General features: G+C 53.9%; 25 protein-coding genes. 16 read left to right on the forward strand and 9 right to left on the reverse strand.

Going from position 1 to position 25,136, the window contains the following annotated elements; translation table 11 throughout:
• Positions 1-996 (forward strand): hypothetical protein (locus AC5DDB_RS14840; RefSeq protein WP_491740515.1); only part of this gene is annotated, 996 nt, incomplete at its 5' end.
• Positions 997-1,010: 14 nt separating this feature from the next.
• On the opposite strand, the gene epmB is transcribed toward AC5DDB_RS14840, so the two are convergent.
• Positions 1,011-2,015 carry an EF-P beta-lysylation protein EpmB gene (gene epmB, locus AC5DDB_RS14845; protein WP_491740516.1) on the reverse strand — a complete coding sequence of 335 codons (1,005 nt, stop codon included), beginning with the start codon at positions 2,013-2,015 and terminating at the stop codon, positions 1,011-1,013.
• Positions 2,016-2,262: 247 nt separating this feature from the next.
• Between epmB and efp the strand changes: the two genes are divergently transcribed.
• The 6 genes from efp (at position 2,263) to AC5DDB_RS14875 (ending at position 7,640) form a co-directional block, all read left to right on the forward strand.
• Positions 2,263-2,832: an elongation factor P gene (gene efp / locus AC5DDB_RS14850; protein WP_491740517.1), complete on the forward strand. Its 570-nt coding sequence runs from the start codon at positions 2,263-2,265 to the stop codon at positions 2,830-2,832.
• A gap of 41 nt (positions 2,833-2,873) precedes the next feature.
• Positions 2,874-3,050: a hypothetical protein gene (locus AC5DDB_RS14855; RefSeq protein ID WP_491740518.1), complete on the forward strand. Its 177-nt coding sequence runs from the start codon at positions 2,874-2,876 to the stop codon at positions 3,048-3,050.
• Positions 3,051-3,123: 73 nt separating this feature from the next.
• A complete protein-coding gene (miaB, locus tag AC5DDB_RS14860) occupies positions 3,124-4,587 on the forward strand; it encodes a tRNA (N6-isopentenyl adenosine(37)-C2)-methylthiotransferase MiaB (protein WP_491740519.1) in 1,464 nt (487 codons plus the stop codon).
• A 25-nt stretch (positions 4,588-4,612) separates the two neighbouring features.
• On the forward strand, positions 4,613-5,644 hold the full coding sequence (locus AC5DDB_RS14865) for an alpha/beta hydrolase family protein (RefSeq protein ID WP_491740520.1): 1,032 nt from the start codon (positions 4,613-4,615) through the stop codon (positions 5,642-5,644).
• A gap of 2 nt (positions 5,645-5,646) precedes the next feature.
• Positions 5,647-7,017 (forward strand): right-handed parallel beta-helix repeat-containing protein, encoded by a 1,371-nt coding sequence (locus AC5DDB_RS14870; RefSeq protein WP_491740521.1) that lies wholly within the window; start codon positions 5,647-5,649, stop codon positions 7,015-7,017.
• A 26-nt stretch (positions 7,018-7,043) separates the two neighbouring features.
• Complete coding sequence (locus AC5DDB_RS14875) at positions 7,044-7,640, forward strand: hypothetical protein (RefSeq protein ID WP_491740522.1); 597 nt, start codon at positions 7,044-7,046, stop codon at positions 7,638-7,640.
• 16 nt (positions 7,641-7,656) lie between these two features.
• On the opposite strand, the gene tsaD is transcribed toward AC5DDB_RS14875, so the two are convergent.
• Positions 7,657-8,688 (reverse strand): tRNA (adenosine(37)-N6)-threonylcarbamoyltransferase complex transferase subunit TsaD, encoded by a 1,032-nt coding sequence (tsaD, locus tag AC5DDB_RS14880; RefSeq protein ID WP_491740523.1) that lies wholly within the window; start codon positions 8,686-8,688, stop codon positions 7,657-7,659.
• A gap of 182 nt (positions 8,689-8,870) precedes the next feature.
• Between tsaD and AC5DDB_RS14885 the strand changes: the two genes are divergently transcribed.
• Together AC5DDB_RS14885 and rpsU are read left to right on the forward strand one after the other, a co-directional pair.
• A complete protein-coding gene (locus AC5DDB_RS14885; RefSeq protein WP_491740524.1) occupies positions 8,871-9,893 on the forward strand; it encodes a DUF459 domain-containing protein in 1,023 nt (340 codons plus the stop codon).
• A gap of 129 nt (positions 9,894-10,022) precedes the next feature.
• On the forward strand, positions 10,023-10,220 hold the full coding sequence (gene rpsU, locus AC5DDB_RS14890; RefSeq protein WP_166826377.1) for a 30S ribosomal protein S21: 198 nt from the start codon (positions 10,023-10,025) through the stop codon (positions 10,218-10,220).
• A 225-nt stretch (positions 10,221-10,445) separates the two neighbouring features.
• On the opposite strand, the gene AC5DDB_RS14895 is transcribed toward rpsU, so the two are convergent.
• Entirely contained in the window at positions 10,446-10,946 is a 501-nt protein-coding gene (locus tag AC5DDB_RS14895; protein WP_491740525.1) for a hypothetical protein, read from the reverse strand.
• A 268-nt stretch (positions 10,947-11,214) separates the two neighbouring features.
• Here AC5DDB_RS14895 and AC5DDB_RS14900 point away from each other — a divergent pair, with 268 nt between their 5' ends.
• Positions 11,215-12,072 (forward strand): carbon-nitrogen hydrolase family protein, encoded by an 858-nt coding sequence (locus AC5DDB_RS14900; RefSeq protein WP_491740526.1) that lies wholly within the window; start codon positions 11,215-11,217, stop codon positions 12,070-12,072.
• A gap of 9 nt (positions 12,073-12,081) precedes the next feature.
• Here the strand turns inward: AC5DDB_RS14900 and AC5DDB_RS14905 are convergent, their stop codons facing one another.
• Positions 12,082-13,056, reverse strand: coding sequence for an alpha/beta hydrolase (locus tag AC5DDB_RS14905; protein ID WP_491740527.1), 975 nt, complete (start codon positions 13,054-13,056; stop codon positions 12,082-12,084).
• 15 nt (positions 13,057-13,071) lie between these two features.
• Between AC5DDB_RS14905 and AC5DDB_RS14910 the strand changes: the two genes are divergently transcribed.
• A complete protein-coding gene (locus AC5DDB_RS14910) occupies positions 13,072-13,833 on the forward strand; it encodes a HisA/HisF-related TIM barrel protein (protein WP_491740528.1) in 762 nt (253 codons plus the stop codon).
• Positions 13,834-13,985: 152 nt separating this feature from the next.
• A complete protein-coding gene (locus AC5DDB_RS14915; RefSeq protein WP_491740529.1) occupies positions 13,986-14,621 on the forward strand; it encodes a hypothetical protein in 636 nt (211 codons plus the stop codon).
• Positions 14,622-14,632: 11 nt separating this feature from the next.
• Here the strand turns inward: AC5DDB_RS14915 and AC5DDB_RS14920 are convergent, their stop codons facing one another.
• The gene (locus AC5DDB_RS14920; RefSeq protein WP_491740530.1) at positions 14,633-15,511 is read right to left on the reverse strand and encodes a DUF4339 domain-containing protein; all 879 of its coding nucleotides are present in this window, start codon (positions 15,509-15,511) and stop codon (positions 14,633-14,635) included.
• A 315-nt stretch (positions 15,512-15,826) separates the two neighbouring features.
• Between AC5DDB_RS14920 and AC5DDB_RS14925 the strand changes: the two genes are divergently transcribed.
• The 3 genes from AC5DDB_RS14925 (at position 15,827) to AC5DDB_RS14935 (ending at position 19,086) form a co-directional block, all read left to right on the forward strand.
• Positions 15,827-17,056, forward strand: a complete 1,230-nt coding sequence (locus AC5DDB_RS14925) for an EAL domain-containing protein (RefSeq protein WP_491740531.1) — start codon at positions 15,827-15,829, stop codon at positions 17,054-17,056.
• 150 nt (positions 17,057-17,206) lie between these two features.
• Positions 17,207-18,229, forward strand: a complete 1,023-nt coding sequence (locus AC5DDB_RS14930) for an ABC transporter ATP-binding protein (RefSeq protein WP_491740532.1) — start codon at positions 17,207-17,209, stop codon at positions 18,227-18,229.
• Positions 18,230-18,273: 44 nt separating this feature from the next.
• Positions 18,274-19,086 (forward strand): ABC transporter permease, encoded by an 813-nt coding sequence (locus AC5DDB_RS14935; RefSeq protein ID WP_491740533.1) that lies wholly within the window; start codon positions 18,274-18,276, stop codon positions 19,084-19,086.
• A gap of 231 nt (positions 19,087-19,317) precedes the next feature.
• Here the strand turns inward: AC5DDB_RS14935 and AC5DDB_RS14940 are convergent, their stop codons facing one another.
• On the reverse strand, positions 19,318-20,715 hold the full coding sequence (locus AC5DDB_RS14940; protein ID WP_491740534.1) for a hypothetical protein: 1,398 nt from the start codon (positions 20,713-20,715) through the stop codon (positions 19,318-19,320).
• Between the two features lie 53 nt (positions 20,716-20,768).
• Positions 20,769-21,053, reverse strand: coding sequence for a DUF493 domain-containing protein (locus AC5DDB_RS14945; protein WP_491740535.1), 285 nt, complete (start codon positions 21,051-21,053; stop codon positions 20,769-20,771).
• 409 nt (positions 21,054-21,462) lie between these two features.
• On the opposite strand from AC5DDB_RS14945, the gene AC5DDB_RS14950 reads away from it, so the two are divergent.
• Positions 21,463-23,592 (forward strand): putative bifunctional diguanylate cyclase/phosphodiesterase, encoded by a 2,130-nt coding sequence (locus AC5DDB_RS14950; RefSeq protein WP_491740536.1) that lies wholly within the window; start codon positions 21,463-21,465, stop codon positions 23,590-23,592.
• Positions 23,593-23,626: 34 nt separating this feature from the next.
• Here AC5DDB_RS14950 and AC5DDB_RS14955 read toward each other — a convergent pair whose 3' ends face one another.
• Positions 23,627-23,977 (reverse strand): hypothetical protein, encoded by a 351-nt coding sequence (locus AC5DDB_RS14955; protein WP_491740537.1) that lies wholly within the window; start codon positions 23,975-23,977, stop codon positions 23,627-23,629.
• Positions 23,978-24,157: 180 nt separating this feature from the next.
• Positions 24,158-24,991 (reverse strand): FHA domain-containing protein, encoded by an 834-nt coding sequence (locus AC5DDB_RS14960; RefSeq protein ID WP_491740538.1) that lies wholly within the window; start codon positions 24,989-24,991, stop codon positions 24,158-24,160.
• Positions 24,992-25,136 lie beyond the last annotated feature (145 nt).

The raw sequence follows: 25,136 nt of genomic DNA on the forward strand, positions 1-25,136 counted from the left end.
TCCCTCACAGGCCTAGACGATTCGATCAAGGATCCTCCCGCCGAGGTTCAACAGTCGATTCGGACCCGTGTTTATGCCCGCGTCGCCCGTCGATTAACGACAATGGGACAAACGGAACTCGCAAAAACGTGGGCCGGAAATGCGGAAGCGGAGGTTGCCAAGCTTGCGTCTGCCGCTCCTCGTTCCGCACCGGAAGTGAAGGAACTCTACGACTACAACACCCAACTTCCCTGGGCGAAGCCTTTGGAACTGGCCGCCACCGCAACCGCAGAAACGGCCGCTGCCCATCGACAGTTAGGGGAAGCGGACAAAGCGACTTCGCTTTTGCAAAAAACGGAGACGCTCATTGCTGCCATCACGCCGCCCGTCAATGCGATGAAAAACCTCGTTGAGAATGCTTCGCGAAATTCGGGGGCCATCCAGAACACGCTGGCGCAAGAACTGAACCTGACAACCAGCGACCAACGACGACTTGCGGAGAAACAGTATCTGCGAAATGCCTATGACCTGCGGACAGCTGCTGAAAAGTATGACGAGTTCCAACAGGCATTGCTGGCAAAAGCGAACGGTCAACCGGCACCGAGCGTCGCGGCATTTCATCAGCAAATCGAAGCGGCTCGAACAGAAGGTTCACCGGACAAGATGGCTCAGTTGATCAATTCACCTCCACGTGACATTGATTCCGTAGACGCAGCGGTTGCTGCGATGCAGGCTGTCGGGAAACTCATGGAAGAAGGCAAACTCACAGAAGCTTTGACCTTTACTCGGCAACTCGAGCAATTCGATCCCGCTGAGGATGTGGCAGAGGTCATCGGCGGTGCTGCGGTACTCGTCATGGATGCGGAGGTGGCTCTCAAGGAAATGGAAGAAAGCAAAATCGCTCCCACTCGCCGCGTGGCAGCTTATCGAGGTTTCGTGACCGCCCTCGACGTGAAGTTCCCGGAGATGCATGCGTCCGATGCGGAATCAAACGACGCAATCAAATCGGAGGAATGACCACGTCTGATCCGTTATGGAATTAAGGGAGTTTTGTGCAGTTGTCCCGGTATTTCTTGAACGAAAGCCGGGACTGCATACCCCGGCAACCGTCGCCGGAGTTCCGCGATCAACTCAAACCCCACGGCATCGGGGACCGCGAAATGAGCCGTGCCCGTCACATGGTCCGTCTGGTGCAAGTAATACGGAATGACGCCCAGATTCGTCAGACGTTCGGAAAGCTCCGTCAATGAATCGGCATCGTCGTTAACACCGCGTAACAACACCGATTGATTCAAAACCGTAATGCCAGAGCGAACAAGTCTTCGCAACGTCTCCGCGCAGTCGCCCTGAATTTCTTGGGGATGGTTCGCATGGACGACAAGAATCGGCGTCAGTCGCAAATTTTTGAGCCAGGCGACCAGGTTATTCGTGACGCGACTCGGCAGAACGATTGGTAATCGCGTGTGAATTCGCAGTCGTTGCAGGTGCGAGATCATGTTGAGACGGTCGCCAAGTTCCATCAGTTTACGGTCAGAGAGCATTAGTGGATCGCCACCGCTTAGCAAAATCTCTCGCAAGCTCGTATCTGCCTCAATTGCCGCAATCGCAGGGTTCCAGGCCGTAAGTCCTTGCGGTTCCTCATTATAAGGGTAGTGTCGACGAAAACAGTAGCGGCAATGGACTGCACAATGCCCGGTGACAATCATTAACGCCCGACCGGCATATTTCTGTAACAAACCGTCGGCGATATGGGACCCGGCTTCCTCCAGTGGGTCCTGGACATAGCCATCGGTTGCAACAAACTCGAGGTCCAAGGGAAGAACCTGTCGCAGGAGCGGATCGGTCGGGTTTCCCAGTGACATCCGTCGAAGGAAACTTTCCGGCACCCGTAGCGGGAATAACTTGGCCGCTCGTTGAGCAGGTTCGAGCAACTCCGGTGGCAGTTGTAGACGTTTGATCAAATCGGCAGGGTCCCGCACAGCTTGGGCCAATTCCTGCTGCCAGCCGATCGGGGTTGTGGGTGTTGTGGAAATCATCGGACGACAATCATTCGGAAAGCATTCCTCTCGGGCAGAGGATTTGCTATTCTTCACGGCGATATTGTTCGCCGCAAGTGGATTACATTCGCGGAAACGACCCAACGGAGCGTTGATGCAACCTCCGGGACGATAGAAACACAAGTCTACGCGGCTTGGCCATTTTTGGCCTCCGCATCATTACAACCAGACCGTCGACGCACAAGACGCGTCACGGCATATCGCATGGACCGGTCGAGACACCACAATGCCACAAATCAATACCGGGGACTTTCGTAAAGGAATCAAGGTCATCGTCGATGGCGATCCCTACGAGATGTTAGAGTGTAACTTCGTCAAGCCGGGCAAAGGCCAAGCGCTCTACAAGACGCGATTGCGAAACTTGCTCAAAGGCACGATCCTCGACCGCACTTACAAAAGTGGTGACAGCCTTGAAGGGGCCGACGTCCGCAAAAACGATGCACAATACTTGTATCGCGATGCCAACGGTTACATTTTTATGGATCAAGATTCCTTCGAGCAATACACGTTGCCCGAGGAGAACGTCGCCGAGAAAGTTCAATTTCTCAAAGAAGGTGACATCTGCGGTTTGATGTACTGGAACGACGTGCCAATCGACATGACACCGCCGCAACACGTGATTTTGGAAGTCACCTATACGGAACCGGCTGCACGTGGGAACACTGCGACGAACGTGTCCAAACCGGCGACCGTCGAGACCGGTGCCGAAGTGCAAGTTCCAGCGTTTATCGATACCGGAGAGAAAATCAAAATCGATGCCTCAACGGGCACATATATCGAACGCGTGCGGGAGTAACCCCCGAACGCACACGTCGAATTCGTCTAGGAGGGAACCCGATGACGATTTGGAATTTCGTGTTATATGGAGTTGCCACCGGATTGGCCTTGCGTTCCTTGCTGTCGCTGATGGCACATCATCGGCAGCATTATAAGTATCAATTGATTCTCCAAGCCCGTGAGGAACTGGCCCAGCAGCGGTCAGCTCCCATGGACGAAAATCAATCGGCTGCCTGATCGATTTTCGATTTCGGCTTGTTTCAAAACCGAGCGATGTGCCGCGTTCGCAAACTGAATTTGTGGCGAAGCGATGTCTGAAGAAACTACCCCGCAGCACAATTCCAAGTTGTTCATCGAGACCGTTGGTTGTCAGATGAATATGCTCGACAGCGAACTGGTTGTCGGTGCGTTGCGTCAGCGGGGGTATGAACTGACCAACGATATTCGCTCCGCCGATACGGTTCTATTCAACACGTGCAGCGTTCGAGAACACGCCGAGCACAAAATTTATAGTGCCCTCGGGCGACTCAAGTTCAGTAAACGTCGCCGGCCCGATTTGGTCATTGGTGTCATGGGCTGCATGGCTCAGAAGGATCAAGAACTGATCTTTCAAAAAGCTCCGCATGTAGACATCGTCGTTGGCACTGGCCAGCTTGCCGAAATCCCCAGTCTGATCGAGGCCGCTCGTGCCGATCGCGATCAAACCCTCGCTGTCAGTCTTGGTCGTCGGGAAGGAAACCGCGAAACGGTCGCTAGCAGTTTTGAAAGTTACGATCCGCTCCGCGAACCGGAGATGCGACCCAGTCCGTACCAAGCGTTCGTGCGGATTATGATCGGCTGCGATAAGTTCTGTACCTATTGCGTTGTGCCGATGACGCGTGGCCCGGAGCAATCCCGTTCGCCTCGTGAAATTGCTCGTGAAGTCGAGATCTTAGCCGAGCAAGGTGTGAAAGAGGTCACGCTGTTGGGCCAAACGGTCAACAGTTACAAGCACACTGAGGATGGCAAACTGAATCGACTATCGGACCTCCTCGAACGCATCCATGACACATCGGGGATCGAGCGGATCAAGTTCGTCACCAACTACCCGAAGGACATGACGACGGATTTGTTGGAAGCCATCCGGGACTTGCCGAAGTGCAGCCACTATTTGCACGTTCCATTGCAGTCGGGATGTGATGACGTCCTGAAAACGATGAAACGCGGTTACACCGTCGCCGACTACAGCGAAATGATGGACCGTATTCATGAGATCGTTCCCGGCTGTTCGGTGTCGAGCGATTTCATCGTCGGACACCCTGGTGAGTCCGAAGAATCCTTCGAGAAAAGTCTGGATTCGATCCGCAAATGGCGGTTCAAGAACAGCTTCATTTTCAAGTACAGCCCGCGTCCGGGAACCAAGGCTCACACGCTGTATGAGGACGATATTCCCGAGGATGTCAAACGTCGCCGTAATAACGTGATGCTCGACTTGCAAAACGCAATCAGCGAGGAAGACAACGCCGAGTTTATTGGTCGCGAAGTGGAAATCCTGGTCGAAGGACTCAGCAAGGCGGCGGTGAAAGCTGGTGACGAAAACTCATCCGACCCGCGTGCGCAACTCGTCGGCCGCACGCGTTGCGATCGGATCGTTGTCTTCGAAGGCAACCGCCGACTGGCGGGCAGCATGGCTCGCGTCGGCATCGACGACTGCACCGCAACGACGCTCATCGGCCACGTGGTGACACGCGAATATCAACACAACCCCATCCAGGGTCTACCGATCTTGCAATGATCGACCCGCCAGGAGACCGCAGCGAATGCTTCGCATCTCAACCGTGGCTTTGGTACATCTGTGCTTGGTGACCGCTTCTGAAGCGGAGTCGGCGGATGCGAAATTCGCATCTCTCCCGTCGATGGGAACCGTCGTCGAAAAACCTGCGGATGATGAAAAAACGGTGCCCGAGCGGTATCAGATCCGAAAGAACGAGTTTGAGTACGAGACGAAATTCGCACGCGAAAGTGGGCCGGTGCGAATTTCGAAGGTACGGTTTCCGTCGCCGATCAAAACGGATGTGGAAGTCAACAACACCGTACATGGCGACTATTTTCAGCCCGCAGGTGAAGGGCCGTTTCCGGGTGTGGTAATGCTCCACATTCTCGGCGGCGATTTTCCGCTCTCGCAAAGTATCTCGAACGGACTTGCTCGTCGCGGGATTGCGGTGCTCTTTATCCGCATGCCGTATTACGGGGAACGTCGTGATCCCAAAGTCGGTCGTCGCATGATTTCGCCGGACATCGATCAAACCGTCGAAGCGATGCGGCAAGCGATTTTCGATATCCGACGTGCGGGTGCCTGGTTGCGAAGCCGACCGGAAGTGGATGCGGATCGACTTGGCATCACCGGAATTAGTTTAGGCGGGATCATGACAAGTCTCGCCGCCGAAGCGGAACCGCGGTTTCGGAACGTCGCGATTTACCTCGCCGGTGGCGGATTACCAGCCGCCATTTGGGACCACCCCGATCCCAAACTTCGACAACTGCGAGAGAACTGGGAAGCCAAAGGGTTGGACCGCGAGGCGTTCCTAAAACAAGCCGCCCCCACCGACCCATTGACGTATGCCGATCGACTGCAAGACCGACGTGTGCTGATGGTTGCCGCCAAGCACGACGAAGTCATCCCGCCCGAATGTGCCGTCCTATTGCACAAAGCAATCGGCAAACAAGCGGAACTCGTATGGCTAGAATCCGGCCATATTTCGGCAGCGTTGTTCCTCTACAGTGAATTGGAACGCCTCGTCAATTTCTTCAGCAGCGACACGACACGCGAAACGACAACACCGAGCGAATAACTATGAGCAATGTCCGAGATTTTGGTGCGGCTGGAGATGGACAAGCCGACGATACCGAGGCCATTCAGCACGCCCTACAAGCCGGCGACGGCGTGCTTGAGTTTCCCCCCGGCATCTATGTCATCAGCCGTACGATTGAAGTCGCCTTGTCGAAGCAAGGGGCCCTCGGGATTGTCGGAGTCGGCGGTACTGCGAAGGTGCGGATGACGGGTGCCGGTCCCGCATTTCGGATTGTGGGCACTCACGGCGGCACGGGGGATCCGAAAAGCGTCAAGCCGGAAATTACACTGTCGCAAAGAACGCCGACTGTCAGCGGGCTCGAAATCGAAGGTGCCCACGAGGAAGCCGATGGCATCGAACTCATCGGCACATTTCAACCGGTCATCGACGGCGTTTTGATTCAAGGCGTGCGGCATGGAATTCGTTTGTATCGCCGAAATCGCAACGTGCGAATCTCGGGGTGCAACATCTATCACAATACCGGCGTGGGGATTTACCTCGACCAGTTGAACCTTCATCAGATCAACATCGTCGGCAACCACATCAGCTACAATCGGCTGGGCGGGATTCGCATCGAAAATTCCGAGATCCGTAACCTGCAAATTACGGGCAACGACATCGAATACAACAACCACCGCGTATTCGAGTCGACACCGGAACCGACGGCGGAGATTTTCGTCGATACCACCGCGGAGGGAGCCAGTGTCGCGGAAGTGACGATCTGTTCGAACACGATCCAGGCCACTGACTCACCCGGCGGTTGCAACATTCGGATTCTGGGCAATCCTGCTCAGAAACACCGACCCGGAATTTGGGCGATTAGCGGGAACATTATTGGCAGCCAAGAAAACAACGTGCATATCACCGGCGGACACGGTATCTCGTTGAGTGGCAACGTGATCTATTCTGCTACGAATCGGAATCTTCTGGTCGAGCAATCAAAACAGATTCAATCGACCGGTAACACGTTTCGTCGTCATACTCCGGCTTATGGAATGGGCGTGCGGTTTGTGGATTCGACCGATTGCGTGCTCAGTGGCTGTAATTTCCGGGACGAGAGCGAAGCTGGTCAGGTCAGTGGTGCATCGCCGTTGGAACTGGTTCGTTGTCAGCGAGTCGATGTCGTCGGCTGCCAAATTCTGGACGGCGTGCCAGTGGGGATCGACGCGGAAGGCTGTCAGCAAGTCAGCATTCTCAGTAGTACCATCTCCGACACCCGTTCAGAAAGTATCGCGGCACATGCGGTGCGGTTTCGTGGCGAAGGCCGTGGCAACCGCATTTCAGGGTGCCGAGTTCATGCTCAGAACGAGGATGCAATCGTCTCGGAGGAACAGGCAGGCTTGACGACCGGCGATAATTGGAATGACGAGTAGTTTTTCCGCCTTGTTCCGAGTTCCCGATGGACACGTTCCTGACGCAACACCGTCGCCAGAATGCCAGTGGTTTCGCCATTCGGTTCTTTCGTGCGATTTTGGTTGTCTATACAACCGTTTTCGCACTGTTTTGGGGACTGACGAAACTCTTTCCGCTCGATTCCGGCCCCGTCTTAGGGCCTGGTCAACGACTCCATTTGCCGATCGCATTCTGGATTAGCACGATTCTATTGTTTTGGACGAGCGTGCTGTTGCTCCAGGCACAGGGGTTAGTGCGGGTCGAAAAACAACGGCCGTTTCGGCGGCGAATGGTCCTCGCGGTGGTCGTGGGGGCGTTGTTTGTCAGTGTGCAAAGCTATGCCCTATGGTGGTTGCTTGAGCAACAAGAACGCACGGCGACGGCCGCTTCCACCGGCTCGGCAGCGTTCACGTTTGTGTTGGCTTTCCTCCATGCAATGCACGTCTCGATCGCCCTGCTGTTCCTGATCCTCGTCACGCTCAAAAGCTTTGCAGACCGTTATGACCATGAATACTATTGGGGCGTGACGGTTTGCGGAGCATTCTGGCACGTACTCGGCTTCGTCTGGATGGCCATTCTGATGGTGTTCCTCATCGCTCTGTGATCAGTCTGGAACTGTGTCACCGTTCGGCGCGAACCAGCCCCGGAGTGACGTCAAGATCCAGCGGTGCCACGCGACCGGCTTCAAAAAGTTCCCAGGCGATTGCTCCCATCGCAGCGTTGTCGGTGCAGAGATTTAGCGGAGCGAAGTAGACGTCACAGTCGAGCCGTTTCCCTAATTGCATGGATTTTTCACGCAACTCTCGATTAGCCGCGACACCACCGCCGATGCACAGGTTGCGATGACCGGTTTGATGCAACGCCAGTTCACACTTCGCAACCAAGACATCCACGACAGCCGCCTGAAACGAGGCCGCCATGTCGGCAACTCGGTTCGGCGTCAACGGAGGCGGGGCCGGTTGTCGGGACCCGGGCACGCCGGTCACTTGGTAGCGCACGGCTGTTTTGATGCCGCTGAAACTGAATTCCAGCCGATCATTGTGAATAAACGTGCGAGGAAAATCGAACGCGGTCGCGTCTCCTGTGGCGGCTGCAGTCTCGATAGACGGACCACCGGGATAAGACAGTCCAAGTTGGATCGCCACTTTGTCGAACGCCTCGCCGGCTGCATCATCAATCGTCGAGCCGAGTAGATGGAATTCGAGAGCCGACCGACAATCGTAAAGGTTCGTGTGTCCGCCGCTCACGACAAGGCCGACCGCCGGAAACACTTCGCGTTCCGCTGCCATTCTGCAAGCATACAAATGGGCTTCGATATGGTTGACTGCAATCAGCGGGATACGCAGAACTGTCGCGAGTGTCTTTGCAGCCGTCAATCCGACCAACAGCGATCCGACCAGTCCTGGTTCTGTCGTGACCGCGATGGCATCTAGGTCGGTTAACTGAATCCCAGCCGTTTTGAGGGCTTCATCGATGACCGGCAAGATTCGCTGAACGTGGGCACGTGAGGCGATTTCCGGAACCACTCCGCCGTAACGCTCGTGCAGTTCCGCCTGAGAGGCAACGATACTGGAAAGCACTTGGCGATCCCGCGAGATGACCGCTGCCGCTGTTTCATCACAGGATGTCTCTAATGCGAGCAAATATTCCATTCCGAAACCGCACCCCTTATTCGTCTTCAGTCGTCATCGGCAGCAATGCATATTGCCCGCCCATTTTAGACAGTCCGAACTGTAGCATCGAGAGTCGGTGGGCGTTATGTTCGTGACAGGACAAAATCTGTCCTCAATTGTCGCTCGAAATGCCACACTGAACTCTCGAGGAGATCAACATCATGCTGCGTTTGAGGAGTATTGTCGGTGTCGTTATGGGAATGGGATTACTCAGTATGACTGCATCCGCGAACGAATTTCCTACGTTGGGAGACAACGAGCGGATTGTGTTCCTCGGCGACTCCATCACCCAGGCCGGTGCCGGTCCGAATGGGTATGTGACGTTGGTACGGAAAGCCATCGAAGAACGCCGCCCAAATGCCAAGATCGAAGTCCTTGGCGCCGGAATTAGCGGGAATCGTGTTCCAGACCTGCAAAAACGCCTGAAGCGTGACGTGCTCGACCGAAAACCGACTGTGGTAGTCATTTACATTGGTATCAACGACGTCTGGCATTCGATCCGCGATCGCGGGACGAGCAAGGACGATTTTCGGGCTGGTCTGGAAGACATCATCACGCAGATTCAAGATGCCGGCGCAAAGGTGATTCTCAGTTCACCAAGTGTGATTGGCGAACGCGTGAAAGCGGATAATCCGCTCAAGCTTGATGGCATGCTCGATGAGTATCGCAAGATCGGTCAAGAAGTTGCAAAGCAGAAGGACGTCGCATATCTGGACTTGCGTGGGGCTTTCCACGAGAAACTCAAGGAAATCAACGCGGAGGATGCGGAGAAAAACGTGCTGACGACCGATGGTGTGCACCTGAATGCCGCCGGTAACCAGTTCGTCGCCGAGGTGATGTTGGATGCGTTGGGGATGAATTCCTCGGCGAAGTCGGGCAAGTTACTTCGGCATTTCGTCTTGTTCCAGTTCAAAGACGAGTCCAGCGAAGAAGATATTCAAGAAGTTGTCGATGCGTTCGCTGCCTTGCCGAAGAAGATTACCACCATCAAAGACTTCGAGATGGGCACCGATATCAGCCCCGAAGGCAAAGCCGCCGGCTTCACGCATGGGTTCTTGGTCACATTTGGCAGCGAAGCCGATCGCGACGCATATTTGCCGCATCCGGCTCACCAGGAATTCGTCAAAGTCTTGCGTCCGCATCTCAAAGAGGTGCTTGTTTTTGATTATTGGGCTGAAAAGTAGGCATTTTCGCAATCAGTCCGGTTTGCGTGATGTCTATGTATCCGTTATAGTTCGGTATTCCGGGCACGGTTTGCGCTGTGCCCCTTTCTTGAAATTCATGAATTGAACATCGTTGAAAGGAGCCTGTGAGTGGTTAAGTTGCGTCTGCGTGAGAATGAGTCGGTTCAAGACGCCGTGAAGCGATTCCGAAAACTGGTCGAGCACGCCGGTGTCAAGAAGGAAATGCGTCGGCGCGAGTACTACGAAAAGCCGAGCGATCAGAAACGCCGCGCTCGCCGTCGAGCCGAACGCCGCGCTCGCATCAACCGCTTGCAAGGGATTTCCTAATCGGAAATTTCGACGATTGATCGAAAATCAAAGCCCGAAGATGCATGACATCTTCGGGCTTTTCTAGTGTTTGCAGCGTTTGTTTGACTGGCTGTGTCTTCGTGGAAGTCAGCAGGCCAATTCGTATCCACGACCGACCGAGAACACCGTAGGGCGAACTTGTGTCGCGGTCGCTCCTGCAAAGCAGGATTTCACAGGAGCGGAAACGGTGAAACGTGGGCGATGTTAGTCGTCATCGCTATCATCGTCATCGTCGTCGTCATCATCGAGCGAATCATCGCTGTCGTCGTCGTCATCGAATGAGTCATCGTCGTCGTCCAACTCATTTTGAGTGGTGTCTTCGTCGACGTTCGTTTCTTCGTCTTCGATCTCCGCAGCCTCTTCTTTCGCAGCAGCGATGGCAGCGTCGGTCAACGCTTCTTTCACCGGCTGCAAGAAGTAAAGTTTCTTGGTGGCTTTCGCCCGCAATTGCTCTAACTTCTCTTCAGCGGCTTCCTTCTGATCGTAAGGGAACCGAGCTTCTTCCTTCATGCTGCCGTTAAACACGCACCACACCACACGTCGACGCGCGGGAGTTTTATCTTTTGTTCGACGAGTCGTCGTGGACTTCGCTCGCTTGGTTTTCGCCTTGGTCTTCCGCGTCGCGCGTTTCCGCTCTGGCGCATCCCCTTCGATTCGTTCGGCCGCTTCGGCAATCCGGCGTTGTTCGAGACGTCTCTTACTCATGAAATTGCGGGTCCTGGGTAATCGGCACCGTTGTTATGGTCGTCTGACGATTCTTCGAACTGACGACATCGAATGGAATCCGACGACAAAGCTCACAACGGGAATTTGCGTCAAGCCGCATAACATAGCAATTCCAATTCCGGTTGGCTAGCATCCCCGCGGATTTCTAGTCAGCGGGACATCAACTCTGGACGATTTCACGAACGTGGCGTACCCTTTTGTTGCTCGCGAAGCCGATGTCGCCATGTGAAATCCAATAGGAGTTGATATGAAGATTGCAGGAGTGCAGACCGATGTCTTGTTCGGGGATGTGGCAGGCAATTTGGAACGCGTGGCTGCGAAAACCCGGCAAGCGAGAAAGCATGGCGCGGAACTGGTCATTTTTCCGGAATGCTCTCTGACCGGATATTGCTACGAGACATTGGAAGAAGCACTCGAAGTTGCTCAGCCAGTTCCTGGGCCGGCCACGGAAACGCTGCAATCGCTTTGTCGTGAACTTGGGTGTTCGCTGGTGGTCGGTTTGATCGAACGCGGTGAACAGCAAGTGTGGAACACCGCTGTTTTGATCGGCTCCGATGGCTCGATCGTGTCATACCGCAAAACGCACCTACCGTTCATCGGTGTGGACAAAGTCGCTAGTTATGGCGACGAACTTGTGAAGATTGGGGCTGTCGGAGACTTTCAAGTCGGCCTGAATATCTGTTACGACGCCACTTTGCCGGAACCGCCACGATGTCTGGCGTTGGCCGGGGCGGATCTCATCGCGTTGCCGACGAATTGGCCGAAGGGGGCGGAGTGTCTACCGGCTCACGTGGCGAACATTCGTGCGATGGAGAACGGCGTGTACTTTGCCGCGGTCAACCGCGTCGGTGTGGAACGCGGCTGCCCGTTTATCGGTGGCAGCCGGATATGCAATCCATTCGGGAAAACACTGGCAGCTGCAGATGAACGCGAAGAAACGATCCTGTATGCCGATCTCGATTTGGAGTTAGCGCGACGGAAGACAGCGTCTCGCGAACCGGGTGTGATATCCCTACATCGTCAAGCCGACCGTCGGCCGAAATTGTACGATGCACTGACGAAACCACATGGGATGATCCCACCGGGACGCGTTGTCAGCGATTGATGACGACCATCAGTTTGATGGCAAGTCGTTAAGGAACTGATGGACGGCGTTGGCATAGATTCGACCGGCCGAAAACAGAATGTCGTTGTGTCCGACGCCTTTTAGAGTCAGAAAACGTTTCTTCATGCCCGCATTCGATTCGCTCGGGGCGGCTGCGAAAAGTTTCTGGCCGAGGCGATAGGAGACGATCCGATCTGCAGTGCCGTGAATCATGAGAATCGGGCAAGTCACCTGCGGGATGTATTCGGTTGACGGAAAGCGATCACGCAACAGCGCTCGCACCGGCAGCCAGGGAAACCGTTCCGCTCCCGCATCAGCAATCGAGGAAAATGGACTTCGCAGGATGAGCCCGCTTGGTTGCTCTCCATCTTGACAACACTCCGCCGCCAGTCGCACGGCTACCCCGCTGCCCAACGACTCTCCGAATAACACAATCTGTTGCGGTCGAATTCCCCGCTTCTGGGTCAAAAACTTCCAGGCAGCTTGGGCGTCGTGTGCCAGCCCCGTGGAAGACGGCGCCCCTGGATTGTCACCATATCCACGGTAGTCAATCAGACAGACATCCACCCCTAACTTCCGAAATATTCGCACGTCATTCTGACGATGTCGCCGGTCACCTGCATTGCCATGGAAAAACAGCACAACGCGTCGGTCGCTCTGATTTTCTGCGTCGCCGGCTTCCTCGTCGGCAGCTTTTTCTTCGGCTTTGAAGTACCATCCGCGAAGGGTTAACCCGTCACTCGTTTCGAATTTGATGTCTTCGGCAACGTCCGCGGGGAACTGAGCATCATTCGTTGTGATACGGGCGACGCGAGTCGGATGGTACAACATTTGTCGTTGGATCAGGAATACGATCAGGCAAATCCCGAGGTACACCGTGGCGACTCGGGTCAGCAAGAAGTACATCAATCTTCTCCAGAAGGGTTTTCGAACCGGTTCCGATTCGGGATCATCGACTGTCTGTGAACTTGATTCATCCGCCATGCTGAGCGTTTCCTGATGCAGATATTGCCAGTTCTCGATTTACTTGATGGGCAGGTTGTGCGTGGCGTGGCCGGTCATCGGGAAAACTATCGCCCCGTTCAAAGTCGATTAGCGGACTCGGCCTCTCCGTTAAACGTAGCGATGGCGTTTCGTCAACAGCTTCAACTCAATCAATTGTACGTTGCCGACCTGGATGCTATCGAGGGACGGCGGTCTCAAATTGCGATCTGGTGTGATCTTGTCGAGAACGGCTTCGATGTAGAAATCGATATGGGCGTTCGCTCGACGGGGGAACTTCAAGCCGCCTTCGATTCCGGGGTGCATTCGGCGATTATTGCCAGTGAATCGCTGCCGTCCTTGGAGCTGCTCACAAAGTTTCAGGAAGTTGCGAAGCCAGAACGCCTCGTTTTCAGTCTCGATCTGCTCTCCGGCAAGCCTCGAGTACAGATTGACGAGTGGGCAAGTCTCTCAGCTCTAGAAATCGTTAAGCAGGTCGCAATGCTTGGGATTCACCGATTCATTGTTCTGGACGTTCGAAGTGTGGGGATGGAGAATGGAACCGGCACGGAGGAACTGTGTCATGAAATTCGCAACCTATTTCCACATATCGAGTTAACAACCGGCGGGGGAATCCGGTCCGTCGCTGATATTCACCGGCAAAAGGAGTTCGGCTCGAATCGCGTCCTTGTGGCATCGGCACTCCATAGCGGGACGCTCACCGAGCGCGATATTCGTTGCTTCTCGCTTGGAAATAGGGGAAATCCGGGGGCTTGCTGATCGGATGGGTAAGATATACGACTCTGTGGTGTTCGAGAAACAACAATCTCGTTCGAAGACGCGTGAGTTCGTCTTGTCATTGGTCGTTCTGCACGGCAGCATAGAATGGAAGAAATGATTGAACAACGCACCGCAATTGACCGAACATCATCATGCTTCATATTGCCTCTGACATACTTCCACCAACGCGATTGAGCTACACAGCTTTTCGAATCGCGTTTTGTGAAACTTGGGAACGGCTTACGTTAGCCGAGCAACTTTCCGATGAACCGCCAAATTACGAATCGTTTGGTTTCCTGACGGAAGTTCCGTTTCTGAAAGCGGTTCCAGCTTGGGTTCAGCTCGACTTATTGGCTGAAACGTGGCAACGACACCTCATGGACGGACCGATTCGAGCATCGCTCGTCGACGAAAGCATCTTATACGCGGCTTGTGAAACGACCGCTCGGCTCGTCGACGAACAGCCAGAGGTCGCAACCGACTTTCTCAATCAAGGTCCTGAAAAGATTGACTTGCCGATCGATCATGATCTGGCGACGGAGTTGCGATCCTTGCACCTGAGTTTGCCGAATCACGGTGAATTCCTGATGATCAGCCACTTCGAAGATATGCACCCCGATCAGGCAAAGCAGTTGAAAAAGGACTTCGGGTTAGACGAACAACGGCTCGAAGAACTGTTCGATGTGCTGGGTTTGTGGCACAGCTCGCCGACCTTCATCGATAATCTTGAAGGGCTGCTAACGCCGAAGGAAATTCAGCGGATCCGTTCGCACCGTCGGTTTCAGTGATCTTTTTCGTGTCATTCGGATTCTTCGTGGCTTCGCCGAAACGGTTGAAGCCACAATCTCCAACTGATCTCTTCGTCGCCGAAATAGTCGCGTACCCAGGGACGGGTCAGGAAGAAGATGATTCCTGCTGCGATGAGTGCATCAATTGTGAGTTTCAATGGCGAACCGAGGCTAACAGGACTGACCAGCGAAACGACAGCCATAAGAATCGGTGCAACGTAGGTCAACAAGGCGATTCGTCGAGCCCACCACTGATGCGTGAAAAGTCCGTAGCAAACGGCGGCTTCGAAGACGATTAGCGGCACCGTCAACGCCGAAAGTAGGCTGGCGAACCACCCGACGCCGCTTGAGATCGTAGTCGGCAGCGAAGACGGACTGGCAGTCGTTGGTAAACCGGCTTCGTTGAGCGCGTTGCCAAACAATCCACCCAACATGCCTGTGACCGATCCCAATTGGGAACCCAAATCCGCTGCGGAACTGGTTTGACTCGATTGCAGCAATGTCACTGCAGCCGTGACTCCCGCATGAAGTCCGATCAATAAAATCGGCAGCGGCAGTCCTGTTCTCCTGTCGGGAGCGGGAACTTCGATTTCGTTGTCACCGGCTGTTTTCGTCGGTTGGGCTCGCGATGAATCGTGGACAGAGCTTTTCCGATCTGTGCTGCGAGACCGTGTCGTGTCTTCTTCCGGCACCGAACTTCGCGAGTTTGGACGTCCCGACGGCTGAAAAAGTCCGCGAACTTTCTTGGCGGGAACCCAATCGTCGGTTCCCTTTCGCCAAACCAAATCCTCCGGGGTAATTACGCCCGCTGTTGCGAGTTCTTGCAGTTGCTCGCGGGAGACAGGCCCTTCGGGTTCGTCATCGAGCAAATAATGCCAGATTTCGGCCACATCATTCCCCACGCACGCTGACGAAAATTGGATGACGAACGGAATCGCTTCGGAGCACGGCAAATTCTCTCTGTTTGAAGGCGGGAACGCAAGTTGCGAAACATGGTGGACGTTTAGTCAAGTGAAGAAGTGCTGTAAATCCGTTGGTTTTCGCCAGAGTTCTTGGGCTTAACCGTCAGAATGGGTATTTTTGTTAACGATAGCAGCCCAAGAATCGATTTCGGGAGCGTCAAATCTTTTTCTCGTGTATCCGTGACCTACAGTAAAACTAGGTCTTCGTTGCCATTCTGGGTCCAACGAATAAAAAGGTTTCACATGCGATCCGATCAATTCGACTTCTCTAAAAACAGCTTTCCCGACAGTTTTGGCGGAGTCATTATGGATGCTGACCGGATGTCGGATGCGCACGTTGCGTCTCAACGGGATCATCTAGAGAACAATACCGGCTGGTCGATGCAAGGCCGACTACATGCCAAAGGGCCGTTGTCGGAAATTACGATCACGGGAAGCCCATTCCGTATTGGTCGCCGTCCAGAAAACCAGCTTTATTTGCCGGATCGCACTGTGTCGGGCAACCATGCTGTGTTAAGCACGATTCTTGACGATTTGTTTGTCCAAGACCTGGGAAGTACGAACGGAACTTTCCTCAATGGGAAGCGTTTAGGAGAAGGGCTCCATCAGCTCAGCGATGGGGACAACTTGCAATTCGGGATGGTGCAGTTCCGCATTCGACATGTGAATACGCGTTCCAACGGGACGACGATTGAAGTCGACGCAAACGATCAGGCATTGACTTTCTTGCGTTTTGGCCAAGTTCTTACTCAGCGGATGGTGGTCCCCTACTTTCAGCCACTCGTGAACCTTGAAGACGAAAGCCTGCTTGGTTACGAGGCGTTGTTGCGATGTCGCGTCGAGGGGCTCGAATCGCCAGATCGATTATTTAAGGCGGCCGCGGATGCCGATGAGGAAGAGTCTCTGAGTGTTTTGGCACGCGAACAGAGTTTGCAAGTCGCCAGTCGGTTACACTCGCCAAGCCTGATTTTTCTAAACACACATCCTGTGGAACTGACCAGTCCGAACTTGTTTCCATCTCTATATGCTCTTCGCAATCAGTTTCCAGAAGCGAACATCTGCCTAGAGATTCATGAAGCGGCGGTTCCCGCGTTGGGGTTCCTTCGTCAATTGGCACAAGTGCTCAACGAACTGAACATGCAGCTTGCTTACGACGACTTTGGGGCCGGGCAAGCCCGGTTGGTGGAACTGAGCGAGTTGCCCCCGGATTATCTGAAGTTCGACATTCAGTTTGTTCGCAGCTTGCCAAACGCAGCTCGTGAACATCGTCGGTTGGTGGCATCACTCGTGCGAATGGCCCAGGAGTTGGGAGTCGTCACGATTGCAGAAGGCATCGAGACCGCTGCCGAGCTGGAAGCTTGTCGGGAAGTCAACTTCGAAGTGGCCCAAGGATATTATTTTGCACGACCGGCTCCGATTGAGCATTGGATGTCGAGTCAGGCTGCAATCGCAAGTACGATCTATCGTCGCTAACCTCTGCCGACCTAAGAGCTTCGTAGAACGTCAGAGATTTTCGGCTGCGGTCGATGGTCAAAACGTATTTGAACCGTCGCGTGGAATTTCTCCGAGTTTGCGGGCGGCTGTTCCCTCGATTCTGCTGCCGAGTCACCCTATGATGTCGGCATGTTGGCCATTGACGTTCGCAATCTGACAAAGACATACACCGTTTACCAAAAACGCGAGGGGTTGCTCGCGTCGGTCAAGGGCTTGTTCCGTCGTGAATTCAAGCAGGTTCACGCCGTCGAGAAAGTCAGTTTTGAGATCGAGCGGGGCGAAATGCTCGCGTTTCTCGGTCCGAACGGTGCCGGAAAAACAACCACGCTGAAACTTCTGGCCGGACTGATCCACCCGACGTCCGGGACCGCGACGGTTCTCGATCATGTGCCTTGGCATCGGGAAAACGCTTACCGTCGTCGTTTCTCGCTCGTGATGGGGCAGAAAAATCAACTCTGGTGGGACTTGCCCGCCCAGGAATCGTTCCGGTTGCATCAGGAAATCTACCGGATTCCCCCGGACGACTTCCGACGACGTGTCGACGAGTTGACGAGCCTCCTGGAAGTCAAACGCCTAGTCGGGCAACCGGTTCGTGAGCTGTCGTTAGGCGAGCGAATGCGGATGGAATTAATAGCCGCCCTGCTCCACTCGCCGGATGTGCTGCTCCTCGACGAACCGACAATCGGGCTCGATGTTGTATCGCAACGCCGCGTCCAGGAGTTTCTCCGCAAGTACCAAACCGAGCGGCAACTCACGGTCGTATTGACGAGTCACTATATGAAGGATGTCGAAGCACTCTGCGAACGTGCGTTGATCATCAATCATGGCGAGATCAAACACGACGGGCCGATCGCGGAAATTGTCGACCGATTCAGTCAGCACAAAATCGTGGATATCCAATTCGGCGGCAGTGATTGGCCGAACAACTTGGAGCGTTTTGGAACTGTCGTGAATGCAACTCGTCCACGATTGAAGATTGCCGTGCCACGACAGAAGATCCCGCAGATTCTGTCTGAACTGCTGGAAAACTACCAAGTCGAAGATGTTGGCGTTCAAGATCGTCCGCTTGAAGAAGTCATCGCTGAAGTCTTCGAAAGCGAGCCAAACTCAGCCCGTGGAGTTGACGCTGCAACCCCGGACATTGACCGCTAGCCGCCCTACTTTTGGGATCTCACGATCAAACCGTGTGACGAACCATGCTCGCAAGTCTCCGTATCAATTGGTTTATTCTGCGAACTTGCGTTGAAGAACGGCTTGTCTATCGCGGCGATTTCGTCTTCGCCACCTTGGTCCGATTTCTGCCAATTGTGACGCAGGTGTTTCTCTGGGGAGCGATCTATCAGAGTGCAGCCTCTGCGACGCTTAACGGGTACAGCTACGGCGACATGGTGGCCTACTATCTCATGGCGATGGTTGGCCGAGCGTTCTCCAGTATGCCAGGGCTTTCAACGGGGATTGCCCAATCCGTGCGTGATGGTAGCGTCAAAAAGTATCTGACGCAGCCGATCGATATGCTTGGTTATCTATTCTGGCATCGGATCGCCCACAAACTCGTTTACTTCACAATGGCGACAGGGCCATTTATCTTCGTCTTTTGGCTCTGCCGCGATTACCTACCAGGTTGGCCCGATGGTTGGACGATTGCCGGGTGGGGGCTTTCCCTGGTGATGGCGTTCCTAGTGGGGTTCCTATTGGAATCGCTAATCGGCTTGGTTGCATTTTGGTGGCTGGAAGTGAGTTCGTTGGTCTTCATCTACATGATGATCAACTACTTCCTCTCCGGACATATGATCCCACTCGATTGGCTAGGCGGGTTCGGGGAATGGATTATCTATCTTCCGTTCAAGTACTTAGCCTATGTACCGGCTACAATCTTGCTCGGAAAATACACGCATGTCGAGCTTGCGCAGGAACTGGCGATCGAATTCGGATGGGTGATTGTCTTATTGATCGCCAATAGAATCGCGTTCAATCGCGGTGTGCGTCGCTACGGGGCATTCGGGGGCTAATGGCCCGCTCGATTGAGTTCAACACGCGCATTGCGTGTGATGAGGCGACTACCTCTAAAAACAAAGCAACCCCGTTGGTAGGGTTAACCAACGGGGTATAGATGTGTGCAAGGGGGGAAGAATTCGTCTCGATAATACCCATATGCCGCACACGAATGAATTACGCATATCTTAGAGGAGTTCGAAGAGAATACAAGTCGGAAACCACTGATATTGACATTTATCGAAATTTTAATCCAATTGCGAGAGATCGGGATCAGGCTCATCTTGCCTAGATTGCCAATTTTTCTGGAATCGCCGGTCACTCATACGCGACCAGACAACAAATGCGACGATCAGTGTGAGGATTCCTCCGCCAACGATCAGAATCCATTCGTCAGCCAAGTCGGTGCTTGGTATCTGTACTTCTTCGATCTGTCGGCCAAGGAACAGTGGAGCGACACGCAAGACGTCGGCTTGGTCACGGTAACCGTACATTTTGAAAAAGTATCCGGTGAATCGGACGGGGCGATTGAGATCGTCACTGATGGGGATTCGGGCGGGGTTTTCTAGGAAGTTGACAATGACGGGGTTCGACTGGCCGTCTTCCGGGAAAATCCTCGCTTCGTAAACGCTATCGATCTCGAAGCCGTTGACGTCGGCATTCGGCCACTTTGCCAGTGACCGTAGTGTTCCGGTGAGTGTCACCGGTTTTCCACGATAGAGGTCGGGATTCTTGAACAAGTCCACAAACAAGATGTCCGATCGTTGTCGATTATGAGGATTTGCTTTCTCGGCACGCTCAGATTGGATGGCTTGTTGCATGTCTCGCCAAACATCCTCGGCAAGTCGCTGTTGAGCTTTGTAGTCGATCATGCGGGCATGCGCGAGCGTTTTCATCATTGGAAACCGTTCGGCTGGCTTGATGCCGACAGTTCTGTCTTTCACGTCTGCTAAGAGGTCCGTTTCCAATGACGGCTGATGCCAATTCAACCAGGGGGCAACCAACACTGGTTCCGAAGTGTCGGCGGTGTCACCGGAAAAAGTCACCGGAATGATGAATCCGGTCGCTGAGACACGGACTTTCGCTTGGCTGTCTGTTGGTAAACCGTCTGGCATGTTCTCAACGAGGATACGCAACAGCTTGCCATTGGACTCGACATACGCCATTTCACCAAACCGCAGAGGTGCATCGTCGTCGGGGTCCGGAAGCGAGACCTCTCTCAGAAATTCGAGCACTCCGTAGACGGTCAGCGGGCGAAATTCGTACTCGGAAAGATTTTCAGAGATGTCCTCCGCCAGTCGGAAGGGCTGTTTTTTTCCGCGAGTTTGACTGGTGAGTCGTACGCGGGCCCGTTGATGTGCTGCTGCAGCCTCTTCGAGCAGATCAACCGGCATGTTCGCGATATGGTCAACGATTGGGGTGAAGGTCTCGGTCAGAAATGTGTCCGCCTTCGTTTCGTCCTTGGGAACAACAATCGGCGTATTGGCGATCTCTGGTAATTGGTCTTCTAGGCGACTTGCTTCCCGGATTTCGAGATTGGTGTATTCCTCGGACATTGCTGTGCTACTGACAAGACAACTCATCAGGCCCATTGCCAAGGTTCGCGTCAGTCGAATTGATCTCACAGACAATGTCGGCGTTGGCATGGAAGTCCTCTTGTTGCGACGTGGGTCCCGATCTCATGACTTTGGGAAAAATCTCATAGTTGCACAACTAGCCCATCGATCTCCCCGATCGCCCGGTGAATCGCGAGGACTTGAGTTGCAGTCTCGACGACCGGTTCCACGGTAATTGCGACATGCCGACCGCCGGACGTCTGACGAAGCGAATGCGGAGGGTCTTCGGTGCCGTCGAGTTCCCGACGCACAGCGGACACGACCTGAGCGGCAAAGCCGGCGCTTGAACGTCCGATGGCCTTGAAGGTAAAGGTGCATGGGAACTGATGCTGCTCTTGCAGAAGTTCGATCATTGACTGGTCAAACACACATCTCTCCTGAATTTCCTGGAAAACCGTATATCCGGGGGAATCGTTACTGTCCGATACCGTACCCCTAGTTTGATTTAGGGACACTTGGCGGTGTCATCGCTATTTTTGGAACGGATATAGCGGGCATGGCTCAAATTGCGAAGTTTTCGCTGTATTTTTTGATCAATTCGTTTCGCAAAACCCGAACGAGTTCATAGTTGAACTACACTTGATTAAACTGAGTACAACGGGCACAACTCCGGGTTCACTTTCGTCTGCATTGAATTCTACCGGAATTCACAGGGGATATGAAATGCGGACGGTAAAGAGTGGCCACGAGAGATTGTTCTCGACGGGTACAAATAGTATGACTGATTCCCAAGGAAATCTTCTAGTTGTCGGTCGCTCCCCGGTAGGGAGTGCGATCGTGAATTCCTTGGAATCGGAGGCATGCAAAGTTACGTTCGCTCCCGCTGGGGGCGCGATCGGGCAATTGATTTCGAAGAGTCATGCGGCGACGGTTATTCTCGACCACACCGAACTCTGCGATGACTGCCTCCGCATGCTGAGAACGATCCGACAGACGCATTCTGTCGTCGATCTACCCGTTATGGTGTTGACCGATCAAAATGATCCTGAGGTTCAAGTCGATTTCTTCGATGCTCAAGCGAATGATGTCGTTGTCACCCCTGTCGACCTGAAACTGTGTATCGCCCGTGTGAAACACCTCCTGAGTTGTGGGCAGACGGCAACAAATCTCCGCAAAAGCGAAGCCCGCTATGCCTTGGCGAACTCGGCTTCAAATGATGGTGTTTGGGATTGGGACTTGCTCGGCGGAACGGTCTATTACTCTCCCCATTGGAAGTCCATGCTCGGATTGCTTGGAGAGAAGATCGGCGAGACTCCGAAAGAATGGTTTGATCGCATTCACCCTGAAGACTTGAACTACGTTCGCGATGTGCTTGCGAAACTTCATTCGGGAGAACGTACGCGGTTCGAATGCGAACATCGAATGTTGCACGAGAATCAAACATACCGCTGGGTTCTGACTCGCGGTGTCGCCGTGCACGACAAAGCCGGACGAGTGATTCGGATTGCGGGGTCGCAGTCGGACATTACCCGCGGACAGGCGGCTGATCCTCTAACCGGTCTGCCGAATCGAGTGCTGTTCACGGACCGGTTAAACGCAGCGCTAAAATCGGCTCAGAAAGATTCCCAGCGTCAGTTTGCCGTCATGTTCTTGGATCTCGATCGTTTCAAGTTCGTGAACGACAGTCTTGGACATCACGCCGGCGATGCCTTGCTCGTGGAGGTAGCAACCCGTTTGCAAGCCGCATTACGCGATCTCACCCACTGTGATGGAGACATTCCGGGCGTGCGGGCCATGCTGGCACGGTTCGGTGGCGACGAGTTCGTCATCCTCCTGAACGATCTTCCTGCCTCAGGCGTGCCGCCCCAAGTGGCCGAGAAGGTGCTCGATATTCTTTCAACTCCCGTGTTATTGGAAGGACACGAGGTCGAAGTATCGGCCAGCATCGGAATTGCATTTGGAAACGGTAAGACGAAGTGTCTCGAGACGCTGATTCGGGATGCGGATACGGCGATGTACCACGCAAAGACGATGGGGAAAGGTCGTAGCTGCGTTTACCATCCCAATATGCGAAAGCACACGTTCGAACGCTTCGCATTGGAAGTCGATCTCCGAAAAGTGGTCGAACGCGGGGAGTATCAACTTCAGTATCAGCCCATTGTCGACATGCAATCCGGGCAGATTCTGGGATTTGAGGCGTTGGCACGTTGGTCTCATCCCGAACGCGGGATGATCTCGCCGAACGACTTCATTCCAGTGGCAGAGGAAACTGGCTCTATTGTCAAATTGGGACTGTGGACACTGAATGAGTCGTGCCGTCAGTTGGCCGAGTGGCGACAGGAATACCCGGAACTCAAAGATTTATTCATGTCGGTGAATGTTTCCAGCCTTCAATTTGCCGACCCGTCGTTAGTGCGGATCGTGCTGGATTGCCTGGAAAATAACGGTCTTGCTTGTAGCGATTTGAAGATCGAGATCACGGAATCGACAATTATGTTGAATCCGGAAGTGGCCGCTCAAACGCTGATGATTCTGCACTCGGCCGGGGTCTGTGTGTGCATCGATGACTTTGGCACGGGGCACTCGTCGTTGAGCTATCTCCAACGGTTTCCCATTAGCACAGTCAAGATCGATCGATCGTTCATCCGCCGAATGATCCAATCGAAGCAGGCGATCGAAATCGTAAAATCGATCATCGAATTAGCTCACAATCTCGAGATGGACGTGACGGCAGAAGGAATCGAGTTCGGCGAGCAGCACGAGATTTTACAAAAACTGGGCTGTGAGTTGGGACAAGGTTTCTACTACTCACGACCACGCCCGGTCGAGTCGATTGGTGAGCTACTCGAGAAGAAAACGCTTGTCCGAGAGCGGGACCAGGTTCCGATGAACTTGCCGATCTCCGAGATTATGGAACTCCGTAGTTCGCTGCGGAAGGTCGATGACAAAGTCTGCGATTATTCATAGCCGGTTCTCGACCTGTAATCGTACGGTTTGCCGATTACTCTTCGTTGGCTAACGCTGCGAAAATCTCGGTCCGCATTGTCGCGAACTGCCCGTTCGTCAGGACACTTTCGAAACCCGCCTCACGTGCGGCCTGCATGTTCGCTCGATGAACGTGTGGACCGACAGCGATGACCTTGGTCGATGTGTCAGCAAAATCGAATGGTGTGAGCGATGGATGGCTAAGATCCAGTATCACGCGTAACCAGGATTCTGCATGGGCTCGCTCAGCGGCTTTTGCGGCGTCGGCTTCAACGACCAATTCCATGTCGTGTCGCTTCGCATCTCCCATGATGGGTGATGAAAACATCAAATCGCGGCTGACCAACAGTATTCGCGGAGATGGCATAAGCAATTCGGGGACAGTTACTGGTGGTTCTGTGACTTGTTCGGGCTCGACTTCGAGCAGCTAATCAGTCGCTGGGGATTTGAAGGCGTATCCCGGCATGAAAAATTCGGCGGAGCAGCTTGGTTCACGTCGACATCGCCGATCAAGCCATCTTCGACACGCAGCGGATCGGCGGACGCATCAGTCGATGCTCTTGAGGAAGTCCCCAAGGCTTTCATCGCTGTCTTCAGTTTCGTCGTCCATGCCGTTGAGGAAGTTAGTGATATCGTCTTCGGTGACATCACCTTCTTCGTTATCGTGTTCCTGCTCGGAGTCATCTTCGACAGAAAGCCGATCCTCTTCTTCGTCGTCGGCAAACTGAGTGAATTCCTCGTCTTCATCAGCCAGAAATTCGTCGTCTGGGACTTCTGCGATGGTCGCCGGTTCCTCTGAGTCCGCGAGGAATTCGTCAGAATCTGTGCCGGGCTCGGTTCTTGGTTCCTCGTCGAGTTCGAGCGACTCCTCGTCGAAGTCGTCATCGATGGGGATGCCGGCATCGGAATCCGTTTCCGCAAGCGTTGGAGGTTCTTGCAACTCCTCGCTGTCCCAATCTTCTTCGACTTGGATCACGGGAGCTTCCGCGACGGTCTCGTCGGGAATCTGTGCGACCGTCTTCGAATCGGCTCCTTTTTTGGGCTCCGCGATAGTTTGGTCGTTTTCTTGTGCCGAATCGGAAGGCGGCGTGAACTGCACGAGAAAATCGACACCGCCGACCGTCAATTCACTATCGGGCGCCACGGTGTAGTCGGTATCCGCGTCGAGTCGGTAGCCGTTTACGAATGTGCCGTTCGCACTTCCTAAATCTCGGACGGATACCACACCGTCTTTGATTAGAATGCGACAGTGCTTTCGACTGATTTCTTTGGAAGCAACCCGCAGATTGCACTCGGCACTCCGACCGACTAGCGTTTCCGGTTTGAGTACAATGACCTTGTGATTGGCCTGTCTGCGCGAGACAACAAGTCGAACCTGCATAGCTAAACTTTATCCATGAACGGACGAAGTGCCGTCCGCCCGCGGGATATTTACGTTGATCTCAGCCCGTGGCTAACGGCGAATTCCGATAATCTTATTTAAGTATAAACTGGAAAAGTGACTGATTCCCAGCGATTGCACCAAT

The sequence above is a fragment of the Thalassoroseus sp. genome, from assembly GCF_984380535.1.